At 34.8% G+C, this 19,541-nt stretch carries 17 protein-coding genes; 13 read left to right on the top strand and 4 right to left on the bottom strand.

Annotated elements, in window-relative coordinates; genetic code table 11:
* The first annotated feature begins 31 nt into the window (after positions 1 to 31).
* Both BUA89_RS20580 and BUA89_RS20575 read left to right on the top strand, forming a co-directional pair.
* Positions 32 to 520: a DNA-deoxyinosine glycosylase gene (locus tag BUA89_RS20580; protein WP_072963320.1), complete on the top strand. Its 489-nt coding sequence runs from the start codon at positions 32 to 34 to the stop codon at positions 518 to 520.
* Positions 517 to 1,194, top strand: a complete 678-nt coding sequence (locus BUA89_RS20575; RefSeq protein WP_072963316.1) for a hypothetical protein — start codon at positions 517 to 519, stop codon at positions 1,192 to 1,194. Before BUA89_RS20580 ends, BUA89_RS20575 begins: the two co-directional genes overlap by 4 nt.
* A gap of 26 nt (positions 1,195 to 1,220) precedes the next feature.
* Here BUA89_RS20575 and BUA89_RS20570 read toward each other — a convergent pair whose 3' ends face one another.
* Positions 1,221 to 1,913 carry an AIM24 family protein gene (locus BUA89_RS20570; RefSeq protein ID WP_072963313.1) on the bottom strand — a complete coding sequence of 231 codons (693 nt, stop codon included), beginning with the start codon at positions 1,911 to 1,913 and terminating at the stop codon, positions 1,221 to 1,223.
* 198 nt (positions 1,914 to 2,111) lie between these two features.
* On the opposite strand from BUA89_RS20570, the gene queA reads away from it, so the two are divergent.
* From queA to BUA89_RS20545, 5 genes are all read left to right on the top strand, one after another.
* A complete protein-coding gene (queA, locus tag BUA89_RS20565) occupies positions 2,112 to 3,161 on the top strand; it encodes a tRNA preQ1(34) S-adenosylmethionine ribosyltransferase-isomerase QueA (RefSeq protein ID WP_072963310.1) in 1,050 nt (349 codons plus the stop codon).
* Between the two features lie 70 nt (positions 3,162 to 3,231).
* Positions 3,232 to 4,266: a dual-specificity RNA methyltransferase RlmN gene (gene rlmN / locus BUA89_RS20560; RefSeq protein WP_072963308.1), complete on the top strand. Its 1,035-nt coding sequence runs from the start codon at positions 3,232 to 3,234 to the stop codon at positions 4,264 to 4,266.
* A gap of 73 nt (positions 4,267 to 4,339) precedes the next feature.
* Complete coding sequence (locus tag BUA89_RS20555) at positions 4,340 to 5,278, top strand: sterol desaturase family protein (RefSeq protein ID WP_072963305.1); 939 nt, start codon at positions 4,340 to 4,342, stop codon at positions 5,276 to 5,278.
* Between the two features lie 349 nt (positions 5,279 to 5,627).
* Entirely contained in the window at positions 5,628 to 6,506 is an 879-nt protein-coding gene (locus BUA89_RS20550) for a hypothetical protein (protein WP_072963302.1), read from the top strand.
* Between the two features lie 69 nt (positions 6,507 to 6,575).
* On the top strand, positions 6,576 to 7,553 hold the full coding sequence (locus BUA89_RS20545) for a polyprenyl synthetase family protein (protein ID WP_072963299.1): 978 nt from the start codon (positions 6,576 to 6,578) through the stop codon (positions 7,551 to 7,553).
* Position 7,554: 1 nt separating this feature from the next.
* On the opposite strand, the gene BUA89_RS23210 is transcribed toward BUA89_RS20545, so the two are convergent.
* Positions 7,555 to 7,851, bottom strand: a complete 297-nt coding sequence (locus BUA89_RS23210; RefSeq protein WP_228420650.1) for a hypothetical protein — start codon at positions 7,849 to 7,851, stop codon at positions 7,555 to 7,557.
* Between the two features lie 134 nt (positions 7,852 to 7,985).
* On the opposite strand from BUA89_RS23210, the gene BUA89_RS20535 reads away from it, so the two are divergent.
* Both BUA89_RS20535 and BUA89_RS20530 read left to right on the top strand, forming a co-directional pair.
* Positions 7,986 to 10,418, top strand: a complete 2,433-nt coding sequence (locus tag BUA89_RS20535; RefSeq protein ID WP_072963296.1) for an alpha-ketoacid dehydrogenase subunit alpha/beta — start codon at positions 7,986 to 7,988, stop codon at positions 10,416 to 10,418.
* A 152-nt stretch (positions 10,419 to 10,570) separates the two neighbouring features.
* A complete protein-coding gene (locus BUA89_RS20530; protein WP_072963293.1) occupies positions 10,571 to 11,356 on the top strand; it encodes a DUF7003 family protein in 786 nt (261 codons plus the stop codon).
* 128 nt (positions 11,357 to 11,484) lie between these two features.
* Here the strand turns inward: BUA89_RS20530 and BUA89_RS20525 are convergent, their stop codons facing one another.
* Positions 11,485 to 11,874 (bottom strand): winged helix-turn-helix transcriptional regulator, encoded by a 390-nt coding sequence (locus BUA89_RS20525; protein WP_072963357.1) that lies wholly within the window; start codon positions 11,872 to 11,874, stop codon positions 11,485 to 11,487.
* A gap of 148 nt (positions 11,875 to 12,022) precedes the next feature.
* On the opposite strand from BUA89_RS20525, the gene BUA89_RS20520 reads away from it, so the two are divergent.
* The gene (locus tag BUA89_RS20520) at positions 12,023 to 13,084 is read left to right on the top strand and encodes an NADH:flavin oxidoreductase (RefSeq protein ID WP_072963290.1); all 1,062 of its coding nucleotides are present in this window, start codon (positions 12,023 to 12,025) and stop codon (positions 13,082 to 13,084) included.
* A 304-nt stretch (positions 13,085 to 13,388) separates the two neighbouring features.
* On the opposite strand, the gene BUA89_RS20515 is transcribed toward BUA89_RS20520, so the two are convergent.
* The gene (locus BUA89_RS20515) at positions 13,389 to 14,591 is read right to left on the bottom strand and encodes a C1 family peptidase (protein ID WP_072963286.1); all 1,203 of its coding nucleotides are present in this window, start codon (positions 14,589 to 14,591) and stop codon (positions 13,389 to 13,391) included.
* A 420-nt stretch (positions 14,592 to 15,011) separates the two neighbouring features.
* On the opposite strand from BUA89_RS20515, the gene BUA89_RS20510 reads away from it, so the two are divergent.
* The 3 genes from BUA89_RS20510 (at position 15,012) to BUA89_RS20500 (ending at position 19,539) form a co-directional block, all read left to right on the top strand.
* Positions 15,012 to 15,530, top strand: coding sequence for an RNA polymerase sigma factor (locus tag BUA89_RS20510; protein ID WP_072963283.1), 519 nt, complete (start codon positions 15,012 to 15,014; stop codon positions 15,528 to 15,530).
* A 12-nt stretch (positions 15,531 to 15,542) separates the two neighbouring features.
* Positions 15,543 to 16,673: a TonB-dependent receptor plug domain-containing protein gene (locus BUA89_RS20505; RefSeq protein ID WP_072963280.1), complete on the top strand. Its 1,131-nt coding sequence runs from the start codon at positions 15,543 to 15,545 to the stop codon at positions 16,671 to 16,673.
* 97 nt (positions 16,674 to 16,770) lie between these two features.
* Positions 16,771 to 19,539: a TonB-dependent receptor gene (locus BUA89_RS20500; RefSeq protein ID WP_072963277.1), complete on the top strand. Its 2,769-nt coding sequence runs from the start codon at positions 16,771 to 16,773 to the stop codon at positions 19,537 to 19,539.
* The last annotated feature ends 2 nt before the right edge of the window (positions 19,540 to 19,541 follow it).

Below are 19,541 nucleotides of genomic sequence, written 5' to 3'. Positions count from 1 at the left end.
TTAAAAAAATAAAAACTTATAAATTTGATTTATGCAAAACAGAATCTTTTCCTTTCCTCCAATCATTGATAACAATTCTAAAATCATAATCTTAGGCTCAATTCCTGGCGTAAAATCTTTGGAGAAACAGCAATATTACGGTCATCCGCAAAACAAATTCTGGAAAATTATTTTTGAATTATTTCATGAAGAATTCACGGAAGATTATGATAAAAGAATTCAGGTTTTAAAGAAAAACCATATTGCACTGTGGGACGTTATTGATTCTTGCGAAAGAAAAGGAAGCCTTGATTCTGAGATTAAAAATGAAGAAGCTAATCAGATAGAAGAACTTTTGGAAAAATATCCGAATATTCAGGCAATCTTTTGCAATGGTGGAAAATCGTATAAAAATTTGCAGAAAATTTTAGGAAAAAATTATAAAATTCCTGTATTTTTATTGCCTTCAACAAGTCCGCTTCACACGGTTTCCTTTGAAAAGAAATTGGAAGAGTGGAAAGTTATTAAAGCACATTTATGAAAAAACTAATACCGCTATTTTTAGTCTTTACTTTTATTAATATTTTTTCTCAGGAATATCATTTTGATTATTCTATAGAAAGTCAGACGAATCAAATTAAACCTAATAAAGAAAAGTCAGTTTCTACAACTTTTTATGATTCTAAAAATAATATCCATTTGCAAATAGATAAGTACAATGATAAATTAAGAGGAGTAATTTATGATAAGGATAAGAATTTAAGACATTCTTTTAAAGTTACCGAATCGAAAGGCTTTGTAACTTTTGAATATATTCATACCAATGATTTTAATAAGGAGAAACATAAAGATGTTGCGAACGGTGATATTTTAGAAGTAAATAAAATAGATTCTTTACAATATCAGATTATTGGTTATAAAAATGAAAAAAGGACTAAAAAGAGGTTTTCAGCATTAATAACTTTGGAAAAATCAAAATTTAATTATCTTGTGATAGGCATTGATCATGGAAAAAGCGACGAAATGCGAGAAAAAGTAAAAGAATTCTTAGATCCAAATTCTATCTATGCTGTAAAAAGAATTCACATAGATTATTATTCAACAGGTTATTCTTACGATAGTTCATTAAAAATAACAAATGTTGATTTTTCATTAAAGCTTCCAGAAAAATTAACCATCAAAGATTTTGATTTTCTCGGGGAATTTCAAGATTAATCCATCCCCCAAGAAAACATTTATCATTATTTCTCAATTCTATAAACTTCCTCATAAGGCTGAATCAACACCCAACCATTTCCTGAAAACTTCATCTGAAACTCTTCACCGCTTCCCCTTCCGATCAGGCTTTTAAAAGAAACATTGGTTTTCAATTCAGGAGAAAGATTTCCGGACCATGCTACTGTTGCATTTGGATCTGTGAAAACCGGTGCATCGGGAGTTACCATTAATGTCAATGGTTCACCGTGAGTTGTGATCGCAATATGTCCAGTTCCGGAAAGTTTCACTTGGAAAAGACCGCCGGACATTACACCTGCAATACTTTTTAACATGGTGATGTCGCTTTTTATACTTTGTTCATGAGCCAAAACATCGTTTCCGTTCACACAAACCGATTCGTTATTTAAGTAAAGGATACGAACTTTTTTCCCTTCATCCGCAACATACAATTTTCCGGTTCCTTCAGCTTTCATCAGTCTTGCGCCTTCGCCGCTAATGGCTTTTTTCAAAAGATTCCCGATTCCTCCGGAAAGCATTCCCTGTCTTTCAAATTTAATATTTCCAACATAGCCTACCATACTTCCTGTTTTTGTCCAAACGGATTGATTGTTGAGATTGATTTCCAAGAGTGCTGGTTTTTCCAATTCGAAATAATCTCTTTCCATTGGGTTCTCTTTTGTTTCGTTTACAAAAGCTTCAATTGAATATTTGCTCATAGTGTAAATTTTAATGTTCCCAAAAATAGTTTTTTTAACCTTTAAAAATTACCGTAATATCACTGTTTTTTATTTCATTTAAAATTAATTTAACACTAATGTAAATAATACTTGACAAAGGGGTGTCGGATGTCGTATATTTGCACCTCGAAAATTACACCTTGTAATTTCAATAATTTTTAAACCGTAATTTAAAAAATGAAAACATCAGATTTTAATTTTGATCTTCCTGCAGAATTATTGGCAGAACATCCATCAGAGCACAGAGACGAAGCCAGATTAATGGTACTTGATAGAAAAACTCAGACTATCGAGCACAAATTATTCAAGGATGTTGTGGATTATTTCGAGGAAGACGATTTATTCATCTTCAATAATACTAAAGTTTTTCCTGCACGTCTTTACGGAAACAAAGAAAAAACCGGAGCGAAAATTGAAGTTTTCTTGTTGAGAGAGCTTGATAAGGAAACTCGTGTTTGGGACGTTTTGGTAGATCCGGCAAGAAAAATCAGAATTGGTAATAAATTATTCTTCACAGAAGATGAGTCTTTGGTAGCGGAAGTTATCGACAACACGACTTCAAGAGGTAGAACATTGAGATTCTTATTCGATGGTTCTTACGAAGAATTCAGAGCTAAATTAAAAGAATTAGGAGAAACTCCACTTCCAAAATATATCAAAAGAGACGTTGAGCCGGAAGATGCTGAAAGATATCAGACAATCTACGCAAAAGTGGAAGGTGCGGTTGCTGCTCCTACTGCTGGTCTTCACTTCTCAAAACATTTGATGAAAAGATTGGAGATCAAAGGAATCAACTTCGCGGAAGTTACGCTTCATGTTGGTTTGGGAACTTTTAACCCAATTGAGGTTGAAGATCTTTCTAAACATAAAATGGAATCTGAGGAGATTTTTATTGATGAAAAAAATGCTCAGATCATCAATAACGCTGTTGATGCTCACAGAAGAGTTTGTGCTGTAGGAACAACGACGATGAGAACGCTTGAGACTTCTGTTTCTTCAAACAAAAAAATCTCTGCATTCCACGGTTGGACGAATAAATTCATTTATCCTCCACACGATTTCGGAGTAGCCAACTGTATGATTACGAATTTCCACACGCCAAAATCTACATTAATTATGATGATTGCAGCGTTTGCAGGAAGAGATTTCGTAATGCACGCTTATGAAGAAGCTGTAAAAGAGAAGTATAAATTCTACTCTTACGGAGATGCAATGTTAATTCTTTAATAAGATATAAGGTAAAAGGTTGCAGGTAATAGTTACCTGCGACCTGAAACCTAACATCTAAAACCTTACAATGAAAGACATCAGAACTTTATCACTAGACCAGCTTAAAGATTATTTTACATCTTTGGGAGAAAAACCGTTTCGCGCGAAACAGGTTTATGACTGGCTGTGGAGTAAAAATCTTCACTCGATTGATGAAATGACGAATCTTTCAAAGACTCTTCGTGAAAGAATTTCAGAAGAGTATACCATCAATCCTGTTTCTGTGGATTTGCTTCAGAAAAGCACGGACGGAACTATTAAAAACGGTGTGAAATTACACGACGGTTTATTGGTAGAATCTGTTTTAATTCCTACAGAAACGAGAACTACAGCTTGTGTTTCTTCACAGGTTGGATGTTCGTTAAACTGCGAATTCTGCGCAACAGCTCGTCTGAAAAGAATGAGAAATCTTGAAGTTGCTGAAATCGTAGATCAGGTTGCTTTAATCGACAGCCAAAGTAAAATGTATTTCGACAGACCGCTTTCCAATATTGTTTTTATGGGAATGGGAGAGCCGATGATGAATTACAAAAATGTGGTGGAAGCGATCAGAAAAATCACTCAGCCGGAAGGTTTGGGAATGTCTCCGAGAAGAATTACTGTTTCTACGTCTGGAATTCCAAAGATGATTAAAATGCTGGCTGATGAGGAACTGAAAGTGAAATTGGCTTTGTCACTTCACTCCGCAATCGAATCGAAGCGTAACGAGATCATGCCTTTCTCCGATAAATTTCCATTAACGGAAATCATGGAATCTCTTCAATACTGGTATAAAAAAACGGGTTCTGTCATTACTTTTGAATATTGTGTATGGAAGGGAATAAATGACGGGGATGAAGACATCAAAGCCTTGATCAAATACTGTAAGCAGGTTCCTTCTAAAGTTAATTTAATCCAGTACAACCCGATCGGTGACGGAAAATATGACCAATGCAACAAACAGGCGGAAGAAAATTATATTCGTCAGTTGGAAAATGCTGGAATTGTTTGCGTTGTCAGAAAAAGCCGTGGCGGAGATATTGATGCTGCCTGCGGACAGCTTGCCAATAAAACTGCTGATTAAAATTTCCTTAAAAAAATCAAAAATTTTTCTTAACGAATCCTTAAAATCATAACTTTGTACCACAAAATTAGTGATGATGGATTACTTTATGGATGAAAATGGGCTGGAAAGTGTTTATTCATGGGCAATTCCTATCCATGCTACCATTATTTTAGCAGAAATGATTTATAGCCACGTTTCGGAGGCTAAACTATATGATAAAAAAGATGTTGCAACAAGTGTCTATTTAGCATTAATGAACTTCGGGCTTGATCTTTTAATGAAAGGATTTGCCATGTTTGTGATGTTTTTCTTTTACAATCACAGGCTTTTTACTTGGGATTTTACCATTTGGTATTGGCTGATTTGCTTTGTGATAACGGATTTTGCATACTACGTTCTACATTATGTCGATCATCACTCGAGGGCATTTTGGGCGGTTCATATTACCCATCATAATTCTGAATATTTTAATTTAACGACAGGTTTCAGAAGTCCGGTTTTACAGCCTTTGTATAGATATTTGTACTTTTCTCCTTTGGCTTTTTTAGGATTTAATCCATGGCATATCATGGTGGTCTATGCGATTGGTCAAGTTTACGGGACTTGGGTTCACACACAAACTGTTAAAAGTATGGGCTTTCTTGAATATATTTTGGTAACACCTTCTCACCATCGTGTTCATCATGCTTGCAACATCAAATATCTGGATAGAAATATGGGAATGTGCCTGATTATTTGGGATAAAATTTTCGGAACTTTTGAGAAAGAAGATCCTAATACTCCTGTAAAATATGGAATTTATCCAAAAATGCCAGATAACAAGCCTGATACCGTTCTTTTGTATGAATGGCGAAAAATCTGGAAAGATATTAAGCAGCCGGGTTTAAAATTTTCAGACAGAATCAACTATATATTCAATTCTCCGGGATGGCGACATGACGGCGCCGGAAAAACAGTCCGACAATATCAAAAAGATTATTGGACTAAAAAGAATAGAAAAAACAAGCAGATTCAGAAGAAAACTGCTTGATTTTTTTGAAACGTAATCTAAATGAGTTCTATAAGACAATGCAATTTTTCTTTTGCTAATCATAAATAGAATTTTTAATAAAATCTATATAATCAATTGGGACGGGCTTGCTCGTCTTTTTTGTTTGTTTAAAATTGAATTCAATTTTTTCTTTGTGATCTTTGTTAAGTGAAACGCATTTGTGAACTTAAAAACACAAAATAGTTCAAAAAAACCTTTTGTGACCTTTGTGTTAAAAAATAGATTCTTCCTTCGTCAGAATGACAAATGAAACGTAATTTTTGCTTTAAAATTTTGAAATTTGTACAAAAATTAGTGCCATTTATGTTTAAATAAATATTTTTACCTAATGAAAAAATTATTTCTAGCATTAAGTATCACAATTTTTACGCTTTCATTTTCACAGCAATCTGACCTTCTGAAAATAAGAAAATATCGAATTGCTTATTTAAACGATAAAGTTCAGGAAACATCCGGTTTGAACTTAATGAACGGAAAACTATACACTTTCAATGACAGCGGAAATTCTCCCGAACTTTTTGAACTGGATAAGATGACGGGACAAATCATCAGCACCATAAAAATCAATGGAAAAAATAAAGATTGGGAAGCTTTAACAAACGACGGAACAAATTTCTATATCGGAGATTTCGGAAATAATGGTGGTACAAGAAAAGACCTTGAAATTTATAAAATCCCTTTTGAAAATAATACATTAAAAAATGATTCCATTAAATTAATTTCCTTTGAATATCCCGAACAACAGGAATTTGTTCCAAAATATACGGAAACGAATTTTGATGCAGAAGCAATGATTTATTTAAACGGAAAAATTCATCTTTTTACTAAAGAATGGGGAGCAAAATCCACAACGCATTATATTATTAATCCTGAAATTTCAGAAAAACAAAAAGCTGAAAAAGTTGAATCGTTTAAAACAAATTATGTAGTGACAGATTCATATTATTTCGATAAAAAGCTTTACTTAGTAGGGTATACAAAAAGAACTGAGGTTTTTTTAAGTGTTTTTAAAGAAACCGAATCAGGAATATTTTTCAAAGAACTCCCCGTTAAATATTATTTAGGAAGTGCTTTATCCATCGGGCAAATCGAAGGGATTGCCGTAGATGAAGCAGGAGTATATATTTCAGGAGAAAAGTTCCATTCTCCATTGGGAGGAGCAAAGCAGAGCCTTTATTTTATCTCAAAAGATAAACTCAAACATTAATTTATCTTAAAATTGCCCGAAAAAAATTATCTTTGTGGGAATTAATAATTTATCCATCATTCGAAGATTGTGGCCAATACTGTTGAAGAAATCAAGCGACCGATCAATGAGGAAATGAAACTTTTCGAGCAGAAGTTTTATGAATCCATGCAGAGCAAAGTACCTTTATTAGATAAAGTAACCCGTTTTATCGTTACTACAAAAGGGAAACAGATGCGTCCGATGTTTGTATTTCTATGTGCTAAACTAATCGGGGAGGTCAACGAAAAAACCTATCGTGGGGCTTCTATGATTGAGCTGATTCATACCGCAACTTTGGTTCATGATGATGTAGTAGATGAAAGTTTTAAACGTCGTAATTTTTTTTCAATCAATGCTTTATGGAAAAATAAAATTGCGGTTTTGGTAGGAGATTATCTTTTGTCGAAATCGGTTTTATTATCAACAGATCACAAAGATTATGATTTATTGGGCGTGATTTCAAGAACCATCCGTGAAATGTCCGAAGGTGAGCTTCTTCAATTGGAAAAAGCAAGAAAGCTAGATATTACTGAAGATGTTTATTACGAAATTATCCGTCAGAAAACCGCTACTTTAATTGCTGCCTGTTGTGAAATCGGAGTTTTATCGAATAATGCTGATGAAGAATTAGCTAAAAAAATGATGAACTTCGGCACGTACACCGGAATGGCTTTCCAGATTAAAGATGACCTTTTTGATTACTTAAGTTCAAACGTGATCGGTAAACCTGTCGGGATCGATATTAAGGAGCAAAAAATGACTTTACCTTTAATTCACACATTAAAAATAGCCAGCGAAAAGGATAAAAAATACTATTTTAATACGATTAAACGTTATAATAATGACCAAAAACGTGTAAAGGAGTTAATAAATTTTGTGAAAAATTCAGGGGGCTTAGAATATGCTATTACAGTAATGAAAGATTTTCAGCAAAAAGCCAAGGATATTCTGAATGAATTTCCTGATTCTGAAGCAAAAAAATCATTATACATTATGCTGGATTATGTAATTGAAAGAAAATTTTAAATTATATAAATTTCATTGTTACAATAATTACAGCTAAAACTATGCAAAATAAAGCGGTTAAAAATAAATAATCCGCAATAGTTTCAAATCTGTTGGAGCGTTTTTCATGCTTGGATCTTATCGCCAGAAAAGAGAAGAAACAGCTGAATGCAAAAAACAGACAAGCAATTCCTGCAAATTCGTCCAAATGAGTGTTCTGACTGATTTTAGAGATCTTTAAAGAGGTGATGATGATCAGTGAAAACCCTAGAAGATTGCTTGATGCATTAAGAATATGCGTTGACTTTTTTTCCATCATTTACAAATTTATTTCAATATAAACACAATTTTTTTTATTATCAAATTTTTAAAAAAGATTAATAAAAATTAAAATTAATTTAAAAAGTGTATATTAGCAAAATACTTCAAAATAAAAATATTTAATATTTGGCTATGCAGACAACCTATATTGAAACACAGCAAATTTCCTTTCAAGATTTTAAAAATCAAATACTTGAAGATTATAAGTTAGGAAGAATTTCTCGTGAAATGTCCTATTTGGGAAGAAGAGAAGTTCTTACAGGAAAAGCTAAGTTTGGTATTTTTGGGGATGGTAAAGAGCTTCCTCAGTTAGCAATGGCGAAGGTTTTCAAAAATGGAGACTTCCGTTCGGGATATTATAGAGATCAGACTTTTTCATTGGCTGTAGATGCATTAACGGTAGAAAGTTTCTTTGCGCAGTTATACGCAGATACAAGTGTTGAAAGAGAGCCTGCATCAGCCGGAAGACAGATGAACGGTCATTTTGCAACAAGAAGCTTAAATGAAGACGGAAGCTGGAAAGATCTGATGGCTCAAAAAAATATTTCTTCTGATATTTCTCCTACTGCAGGGCAAATGCCAAGATTATTAGGATTGGCTCAGGCTTCTAAAATTTATAAATCTGTACAATTTGAAGGTTCTGAAAAGTTTTCAAATAATGGAAATGAGATCGCTTTTGGAACAATCGGTGACGCTTCTACTGCGGAAGGTCATTTCTGGGAAACCTTGAATGCGGCTTGTGCGCTTCAGGTTCCGATGGTGGTTTCGATCTGGGATGACGGTTATGGAATTTCAGTTCCTACAATGAAGCAAAGGGCAAAAGCGGATATTGCTGAAATGTTGAGCGGTTTCCAGAGAAAAGAAGGGGAGAATCAAGGTTGTGAAATTATTCAGGTGAAAGCTTGGGATTATGCAGCTTTATTGGATGCTTACGCAAGAGCAGAGCAGTTTGCAAGAGTTGAAAGTGTGCCGGTTGTCGTTCACGTCATTGAAGTTACGCAGCCTCAGGGTCACTCGACTTCGGGCTCTCACGAAAGATATAAAAATGAGGACCGTTTAGCTTGGGAATCCCAGTTTGATGGATTGGTAAAATTCAAAGAATGGATTTTAAATTATTCCATTGAAATTGACGGTAAAGAAGAAGTTTTGGCGACTGCTGAAGAATTGGATGCCATCGACGAAGAAGCTAAAAAAACAGTAAAGGCCGGACAGAAAAAGGCTTGGGAAAGCTATCAGAAAACAATCACGGATTTAACGAATTCAGTTTTACCTTTAGTTGAAAATCTGAAAGGGCAAAATGCTGAAATTGAAAATTATATCAATCAATTTAATAAATTAGTTTCTAAAGCTAAGAAAGATGTTTTCCATTTGGTAAGAAAATCTTTATTGGCAACAAGAGGAACAAGTTCTGCGGAAAGAAACCAATTGATGCAGAAATACAGCGAAATTTTTGAGGTTGAAAAAGACAATTATTCTTCTCATTTATATTCTCAGTCTCAATGGAAAGCTGAAAATGTAAAAGAAATTAAACCTGTTTTCTCTGAAAATTCGGAAGAAGTGGACGGAAGAGTAGTGGTAAGAAACAATTTCGACAAAATTTTCGAAAAATATCCTGAAACTTTAGTGTTTGGTGAAGATGCCGGAAATATCGGTGACGTAAACCAGGGATTGGAAGGTATGCAGGAAAAATACGGTGAAGTTCGTGTTGCAGATACAGGAATCCGTGAAGCTACAATTCTTGGACAAGGTATTGGGATGGCGATGAGAGGTCTAAGACCCATCGCTGAGATCCAGTATTTAGATTATATTTTATACTGTTTACAGGGAATGAGCGACGATTTGGCGACCGTTCATTACAGAACGAAAGGTGGTCAGAAAGCTCCGGTAATCATCAGAACAAGAGGTCACAGACTGGAAGGAATCTGGCATTCGGGTTCTCCGATGGCGGGAATTTTAAACCTTTCAAAAGGTATTTTAGTATTGGTTCCAAGAAACTTAACGATTGCTGCAGGATTCTACAACACCATGCTTCAGGCAGACGAACCGGCTGTCATTGTTGAATGTTTAAACGGGTACAGATTAAAAGAAAAACAGCCTGACAACTTAGGAGAATTTACTGTCCCTGTTGGAAAAATCGAGGTTACAAAAGAAGGGAAAGATGTTACTTTGGTCACTTATGGTTCAACATGGAGAATTGTTATGGAAGCGGCTAATGAATTGGAAAAATTAGGAATTTCTGCAGAAGTGATTGACGTTCAGTCATTAATTCCTTTCGACTTAACGCACGAAATTGCTGAATCTGTGAAGAAAACAAACAGATTGGTGGTAATCGATGAAGATGTGGAAGGCGGAACTTCGGCATTTATTCTTCAACAGATTTTAGAGAAACAAAAGGCGTTCAGATTCTTAGATTCTGATCCTTTGACAATCGCTGCAAATGATCACAGACCGGCGTATGCAAGTGATGGAGATTATTTCAGTAAACCGTCTGCAGATGATATGGTGGAAAGAATTTATGCAATGTTTAATGAAACAAATCCTCAGAAATATCCTTCGATATTTTAATTGGGATTTTAGATAAATTTTAAAACCGCTTTCTTTTTGGAGGGCGGTTTTTTTGTTATATTGGTCAATCATTATTTATCATGAGATTACTATCAGTTTTAATGTTACTATCGGTTTTAATTTTTTCTAATATTAAATCGCAAAAATATTCCATGGCATATACGGAAAGTGAAATTTTGGAACAATTGGATCAGGCTTTTAAAGGTGAGTCAAGCAAGTATTATCCTAAGGTTCGACCACAAGATATTAAATATAATTTTTTTCTTGATTTAGAGCATGGATATTTTGAAACGGCAGGAAGCAGAATTCATTTGTACGCTGATGAAAATCAGTGGGCAATCGTATTTGAAAAGAGTGGCTATCAAAATAGAGCTACAAGAGCTGAAATTGAACTTAATTATATTGGGAATTGCATTGATTATAATGTAGATAGATATTCTGATAGAAATTATATTTCAAATACTAGTAATATTGTTTTGATTGATGAAGATGAATATGGAAGAATTGAAAATAAAAATTGGAATACTGATTTAGAAGGTTTTGAGCTCATTTCAAATAATATTAAAGAAATAAAAGTTCGGGGGAAACGGGTCCCATTTAATAATAATTATAAAGATTATGAAAAACTTGGAATAAAGCTGAGGGATTATGACAATCCTAAAAAATTGATTGACTTTGGTAGCTTAATAAGGTATTATCATGAAACAAATCCTATATTGATTTCAGCATCAGAAAAAGAAATTAAAAGATATATTCCTCACCATCTTAAGAAATTAATGGTTATTAATGATTTTCATTATACATCTAATACTTTGCCAAGTACACAAGAGTTGTATAAACTTATTTCTAAAATTTTAGTAACAAAAAATATTTCTTATTGGAAACCTATTTTAAAGCCTAACAATAGTTGGAAAAACTGGGAATCAGGTAATTTATGATTCTATAAAGATTAGATTCGAAGAGCATATTGATAAAAAATTGTGCTAATTATTTGAATTGATACTGTCCGAAAAAGAGTTAAAATAAAATAGTCTTTTATCAAGAAATGACTACCCAAAAAAGGCTGTCAAACGACAGCCTTTTTTATTTTCTTCTCTTCCAAAAGCGTCTTACAATCCTTCGCTTTTTCCGGATCATAAACATGATATTTCCTTTCCCATTCTTCTAATTGATACAAAATCGGCAACAGAGCCAATCCTTTTTCTGTTAAAGAATATTCTACTCTTGGAGGGATTTCCTTAAACTCTTCACGGATGATCAATCCATCAGCTTCCATTTCTCTTAGCTGATCTGTCAGTACTTTCCTGGAAATTACATTAATCCGCACAGCAAGCTCTCCAAAACGTAACTTTCGGTCCTTAATGACCAATACAATAATAGGTTTCCATTTGCTTCCTAAAGCAGACATAGCCTTACCCAAAGGACAGCTGTATGCCATTAATTCGTTCTTTTTCATATCAGGACAGAATCTCTGTGTTACTTTAATGTTACTAATGTAAGTTACTGCAAAGTTACTACTTTTTTTCTTTTTGAGATACAAATACAAACTATTATTAGTTACTTTGTGTAACAATTTGAAAATAGTAATTTTAAAATTATTAAAAATGAGTACAGAATCATTATTCAAACCATTTAAATACAAGAATTTAGAACTAAAGAATAGAATCGTAATGGCTCCAATGACCAGAGCACAATCTGACAACGGAGTTCCCACTCAGCAAATCGCCGATTATTACGCGAGAAGAGCAGAGGCTGAAGTAGGATTGATTATTTCTGAAGGAACAGTAATCAACAGGCCTGCATCAAAAAATATTCAGAATGTTCCCGATTTTTATGGAACGGAAGCATTAAACGGATGGAAAAACGTAATCGATGCTGTTCATGAAAATGGCGGAAAAATGGGTCCTCAGATATGGCATGTTGGCGATACAAGAAATTCACCGGAATATCCTTTAGTGGAAATGGAAAAGGCTTCTACGATGACATTGGAGGATATTCAGGATACCATAGCTCAGTTTGCCGCTTCTGCAAAATCTGCGAAAGATCTTGGTTTTGATGTGGTGGAGATTCATGGAGCACATGGCTATTTAATTGATCAGTTTTTCTGGGAAGTTACCAATACCAGAACGGATGAATACGGTGGGAAAACCTTAAAAGAGAGAAGTAAGTTTGCTATTGATGTTGTAAAAGCAATCAGAGCTGCGGTGGGAGAATATTTTACGATTATCATCCGTCTTTCTCAGTGGAAACAGCAGGATTATTCCACCAGATTAGCAAATACTCCGGAAGAAATGGAAGAATGGTTATTGCCGTTAAAAGAAGCGGGAGTAGATATTTTCCACTGTTCACAAAGACGTTTTTGGGAAGCTGAATTCGAAGGTTCTGACTTAAATTTTGCAGGTTGGGCGAAGAAAATTACCGGTCAGCCGACTATCACAGTAGGTTCTGTAGGCCTTGAAGGAGATTTTATGGCTGCTTTTGCAGGACAAGGAACAGAGAAAGCCGATTTATCGGAATTAACGAGAAGATTGGAAAGGGGAGACTTCGACTTAGTCGCAGTAGGAAGAGCGCTTTTACAGGATCCGGAATGGGTGAAAAAAGTAAAAGAAGGGAACACGGAAGAGCTTTTGGATTTCTCAGCAGAAAGCATGACAACACTTTATTAAAAAGACACATTGTGAATTGTAAATGATGCGTTTGTAAGGCAGTCAGTTTTTATTTTACAACTTTTCTAAGCTGGTTTCCGCTATTCACTAGCATACAAATTAAACATTGGCGGTTCACAATATTTATATTAAATTTACCTATCAATTATTTTAAACGGAACTGCGTCAGGATGATGTCTTGAGGCAGTTTTTTTATTATAATTGATTACCAATGCAAAAAACAAAACCACTTTCTAAAAATTCAGAAAGTGGCTTTTTTAACAGATTTAAATATCTAAATGCCTTTAGAGGCAAAAAGTGATTCTTATATACCAATACTTTTAGTTGGTTTCAGCTGCTTTTTTATTGCTTTCGGAAGAGCATCTTTATGAACAAGGATAGCAGTCGATTTATACTCAACATAAGGTCTTGTCACATAAATGTAACCTTCAAAATCATTCGTTACACCCCAAGAGTTCTTCACCATATAATATTCTTTACCAGACTGATCTTTCGCCAGACCTACAATATGCATTCCGTGGTCATCGGTAGTAGAAAGGTTGTTTAATCCTTTCTGACGCATATCTTCTGTAATGGTTTTGTCCTTTTTCGGCTCTGTGAATAAATTACCTTTATTTTCTTTGGTAATTTGATCCAAATCCATATCCGGAACATATGCAACCCCGTTTTTGTAAGAGAAATAAGGTTCAGAAACGTCTGTTGCCCAACCGATAGAATAGCCCTTATTTACAGCATTATCAATAATCGCGGTAAGATCTTTCATAGGAACATTCCAGTCCGTGTCATGGCTCCAGTTATCAGGAATCGGAACTACAAATTTTTGGTAATAAGGATAATCTTTGTAAGAAGAAAGCTCTACATAATCATCAGGATTAATACCTACAACTTCTTTGGCAAAAGTCTGCGGAGTATAATTTTTTCCTTCATACGTAAAGTTTGAAGGAACTTTTCCTAAATATTCATCCAGGATTGCATCTACGGAAGACATCCAGTTGTCACTCAGTTTTCCTTTTGAAGCAGCCTGCACCAAACTATCCAAAACCGGCTTTAGTTTTCCCTGCATTTCACTGAAATTGTTTAACGTTTGTCCGGATTTTAATCCCGTGTAAACATCTTGAGGAACTGCTCCGTATTTTTTATACATATTGATAACATCGTGCAGCTCTCCACCGTCGCCCCAGCTGATGGCTCCATTATTGAGGACATACAGTTTGGCTTTGTCGTGATAAGAATTTCTTGCAGTAAAAATTTCTGCCAGATCGACTGGTTTTTTACCCATTCTCTGCATTTCAGACTCCAGGAAAGAATTCCCGGAATAGCTCCAGCAAGTTCCTGAAGAACCCTGATTTTTTACCGATGTGGCTCCTACATCCTTCAGTGTGGTAAACTGGAAATTAGCATTTTGAGACTGATTGCTTTTTAACTTGTTGATTAAGTCATCCTGCGCAAACATCATACTTCCTGCAGACAAAACAAAAAGTAATGACGCAATTTTGGTATTTTTCATTACTGTAAAAGATTATTTATATGAATAGTCGTTCATATTACAGATATGTTACAAAGGAAAAGGTTAAATCTAATATTGAGTTTTTTATGAAAAGGAAATTATTTTAAGTTGAGAAAATTTTATTTGAAGCTTTTTCCCGCTTTCCGCACTCGCTATTTCTTTTGGTTTCGGCGCGGCAGCGAAGCTGCCGCGCCGAAACCAAAAGAAATGAGCTCAAACAGATGCTGCAATCGGGGCTAGGGTTGCAGGCATTTATTAAAATATGAGTCAATTTTATACAATTTGGCTTTCTTAATTAATGCATTTTCACTTTTCCAATCATTTGCTCCATTCGGCATTTTCAATTATTTTTAAAAAAAGTTTATCATGTTTCCAACCTATTTGAAACTTTCTGCATCTATACCAATATAAAGCCTGATTATGGAACGAGAGTTACTATTAGAATGTCAACGGAACGACCGCAATGCACAGCGGAAGGTCTACGAAAAGATGGCAGGAAAGCTGTATTCGGTGTGTAAGCGTTATCTGAAAAATGATGAAGATATTGAAGAAGTGTTGGCAGACAGTTTTTATAAGATTTTTACTAAAATCAGCCAGCTTCAGAATCCTGATGTTTTTGAAGGGTGGGCAAAAAAGATTGCCGTTAATGAATGTTTACAGAAACTGAGAGCTACTAAAGCGTTGCACATTTCTTTAGAGGAAAATCATGTAGTTTCTTCAGATTCTACACTGGAGAATGTGTCGTTTGAAAAAGATATTTTAAGCCTTCTCAATTTCCTGCCCGAAGGCTGCAGGGCAATTTTCAACCTTTTTGCCATTGAAGGATATCCTCACAAAGAGATTGCAACCATGCTTTCTATCAGTGAGGGAACATCAAAATCTCAGCTCAATTTTGCCAGAAAAAAGCTTCAGGAGCTCTTGGTAAATCAAAACATTTAAACTTTTACAACAATGGAAAACAATAATATAGATAAAACGTTCAACGAGGCTTCTAAGACTTTGGAAGAACCTGCGACTTTTCCTGGGTTTGATAAAGTTTGGGCTAAAGTGGAGGAAAGATTAGACAAAAAACAGGAAAAAAAGAAAATCATTCCGATGTGGTTTCCTTACGGAATTGCTGCAAGCTTACTGATAGGCTCCGGAATTTTCTACTTTACAAATAAAAATGATAGTGGGGCTGTAACAAAATCTGTCATTGCACAAAATGTGGTTTCTCAAAAACATATTGAAATTGCTGTTCCTGAGCATATCCAAAAAATTGACAGTACGGTAAAAGTAAATATTCAGAACGAAATATTACCGCCTTCTCCGGGGATTATAGCCTACGAACCGATAGCTCCGAAAATATATTCGGAAGCGTATATAGCGCCATCTCTGCCTTCTTATGATGTGGCAGCTCCTCAGGCTCATGAAGATGCGGCGCCTCCTGTTGCAGAAGGTAAAATAGATACTTTAAGAAGAAAAAATATTGAAGAAGTAATTGCGATGGGTATCAGAAAGGAAAAAGCTTCCATGGTGAATGCCTTAGCAGCATCCTCTTCATCAAAAAAAACTCTGTCTGAGTTGAATGCCGTTGCAGATACCGCAGAAGTAGCCTATCCTGCCGCCGGATTTGATTGGAAACAGTCGGCAAAAGAACCGGAAATTTTAGCATATAATAAAGGTTTCATGAGTACGGATAAACCAATTGTAGCGAATTCAGGATATGCAAAGAAAATTGGAAGTAAAGAAAATTTTAACAATATTCGCATTCGTGGAGCTGCTTCAGGAATAGATATTAATTCAATTTCAGGAGCTATGGGTTCAGGAAAAGTAGATATCTCGATCAGTTGTAGAGACTACCTAAAATCTGATATGAATCCTTTGATTATGATTGACGGAATAATTTCAAACATGGAACATTTAAGAAAAATTGATCCTAAAAAAATTGAATCGATGCGTATTTTCAAAGATGAAAAAGCAACTTCACTTTTCGGAGCTAAAGCGGCAAACGGAGCCATTGTTGTCGAAACAAAAGATATTTCCAAAAAGGAAAAGAGAAAACTGAAAAAGCTTCTGAAACAGGAATTACCTGAAAAATAATTACAATTTTCAAAACTAATACCATCAATATACAATCTGAAAAAAGAAACTTTCTTCGGAAGTTTCTTTTTCAGTCTTTTTTTAATCATCACAAGACATGAAGAAGATTTATTTGATAATTCCGCTGTTGGCGGCTAACTGCTTTTTTGCCCAGGATTCCCAGCTTTATTACTCCGGAAAATTCTTTGATCGTAAAGGAAAAACTCAGAATTTTTTGAAGATTTTCAATAAAAACAGCGGTGTTTATGAAATGACCGACGAGGAAGGACTTGCCATCATTGCAGCAAAGCCTTACGATACTCTGGTTTGGAATAGCGGCAAAGATCAGTTGGTGACACATTCGTATAATCTGAAGGAGCTGAAAGATATTCTCAGAAATCAGGTGAAAAACGAGCAGGTAAAAAATATTTACAGTAAAGCTTATGATAGCCTGGTCGTTAAGAAAGAAGTTGATCAGTACAGTATTAAAAAATCCAGAGCACTAGGTTATAAAAATACTGTGAATTATATTACCAAGATTAGAAAAATTAAACAAAAGAATGACACGGTTTATAAATTAACACAGCTTGATCAACGAAGCCTATTTATCAATGGTATTTTTACGAGTTCTTTTGATGTTAAATCCAGAAATTCGATTCCTCAGATGCAAAACAGATTTGTACAGGGAAGGTCTGAAAACGGTGCTTTGGTTTGGAAAGGTCCGGAAACGGATGAGATGTTCAGCTTTGGTTCCGAAATTTCTACATTGGGATTCGATCATCAGCCTTATGAGTTTGATCAGAACGGAAGACTTATCCATCTTTCAAACGGAGTTTCTCCGGCGAAAGCTTATGATAATGATCTTTTTAAAACGACAGTCGGGTTTAATAATCAACTGAAAATTAATGCATTTATTAAAAAAGAGTACTTGGAAATGTTCCGCTTGTCATTGGATCTGGGCCAGCAAAAAGATCAGATGTATTTTACCGATCAGTTTAATCTGATCAATTCTTTAAAAACAAAGCTGAATGCCAATTTTAGCGGCTTTGCTTTGGGTTTTGCGTTTAATTATGAAGAAAATAAGGCGACAAATGCCAATAGAATTGGGTTTTTCAACAGAGTATATCAGAATTCTTTATTAACTCCGGTTTCTTTTTCAAATTCACAGAAACTGCTTTTGTCAAATGGGTTACAGAGAAGTTACAGCCGTTTTGCAGATAATCCGCTGTTTCTTTTTGATCAGGAAAATAAATACAATTTTCTCAGCAACAGGAGACAATTCAGTATCAATGCGGCGAAGACTTTTGGCAATTTCAAATTAAATATAAATCAATCATACGAGAGCGACACCTTCCGGAACTTCGATCAGTATAAGCCTTCCACCTACGGGTTCGAGAATGGCTTATGGAACGAAAGAGTGCAGAATAACTCATTATATAATTCTAATATTTCGGGAAACTATGCATTCGGCAACTACGATTTCAGGAATACTTTCGGGCTTAATTTTATTTTAAATGATAAAAGGTCTGAGATTTTTAACAGCTTAAACCAAAGGAAATACATCTACCAGAGAACCTCTCAGGATTATCTTTTTAATTACAACGCAGAAATTCGTGGGAATGATCTGGATATAGGAATAAATCTCGGCAATTCATTCTATATTTCGAATACTTCGGATAAAAATAAATACTGGCTGCCCAAAGCGAATGCTTATATCACGTTTGAGAATGTTTTCAATTGGCGCCGTTTTAATCTGAAAGCGGTGGGAGCATTTACCAAATTAAGTTCGGAGCCCGAAATCACGAGATCTTATGCTTCGTATGCCACAACTTTATTAAAGGCAGAAAATGTACACCAGTATTTTCCGATCCATGAAGTGGAAACATTCAAAGGGCTTTCCAATACAGATATGAGAGAATTGAAATACGGATTTAAGCTGGATGTAGGATATAGGATCAGTCTGGAAGCAGAGTATTTTAACCGGAAGATCCTCAATGATATTTTTCCGATCTATGAAAACAGTCAACTTAAATTAAAGAATCTGGCCGATCATACATACCGTGGTTATGAGGTTAATTTTTCCTATAACAATTTCAGAATCGGGGACAATTTTTTCAGCACGCAAAAATTTTCATTTTTTAAATATAAAGACGTTGTGGATCGGGTTGCAAATGGATTTAATAATTTACCGCTTTCAGGGTTTAATGATATTTATAAAACAATAACACAGGGTGAGGTTTTAGGGGCTGTGATGGGAAGTTATTTTGAAAGAAATGGGAAAGGAGAACTGATTATTGATGAATTCGGCTATCCCAAAAAGGCTGGTGGATTGAAGATTATTGCAGATCCCACTCCTGATTTTGTGATGAAATTTAACCATAATTTCACTTTTAAAAGATTGACTTTAGATATTAATTGGGAATGGAAAAAAGGCGGGCAATTGTGGAACGGAACTGAGGCTGTGCTCGATTATTACGGACGTTCCAAAACTTCGGGAGATGAAAGAAATATTAAAAATTATGTATTTCAGGGAGTTAATTCTAATGGAAATACAAACCAGATTCCTGTTGATTTTTATAATCCCAATCAAAACGTTTCGGAAAACAGATGGACAAGGTACGGATATTTAGGTGTTGCGGAAAATTATGTTCAAAAAGCAGATTATGTAAGGATTAACAGCATTTCTTTATCAGCGAATATTCCGATTAATCAAACTAAGACATCTCTGGCTCTTACTTTTTATGTAAACAATATTCTTCTTTGGCAGGCCAATAAAGGAGCAGATTCTAATCAGAATTTCTATGATCTGGAGGACGGAAGAGGGCTTGATTTTTTTAATCTTCCTAACTACAAAACATATGGATGTATGGTTTCATTTAAATTTTAGCG

The organism is Chryseobacterium arachidis (genome assembly GCF_900129245.1).
GTDB classification, from domain to species: domain Bacteria; phylum Bacteroidota; class Bacteroidia; order Flavobacteriales; family Weeksellaceae; genus Chryseobacterium; species Chryseobacterium arachidis.
Note: the sequence above shows the minus strand (reverse complement) of the source record. Positions and strands in the feature narration are given on the sequence as shown.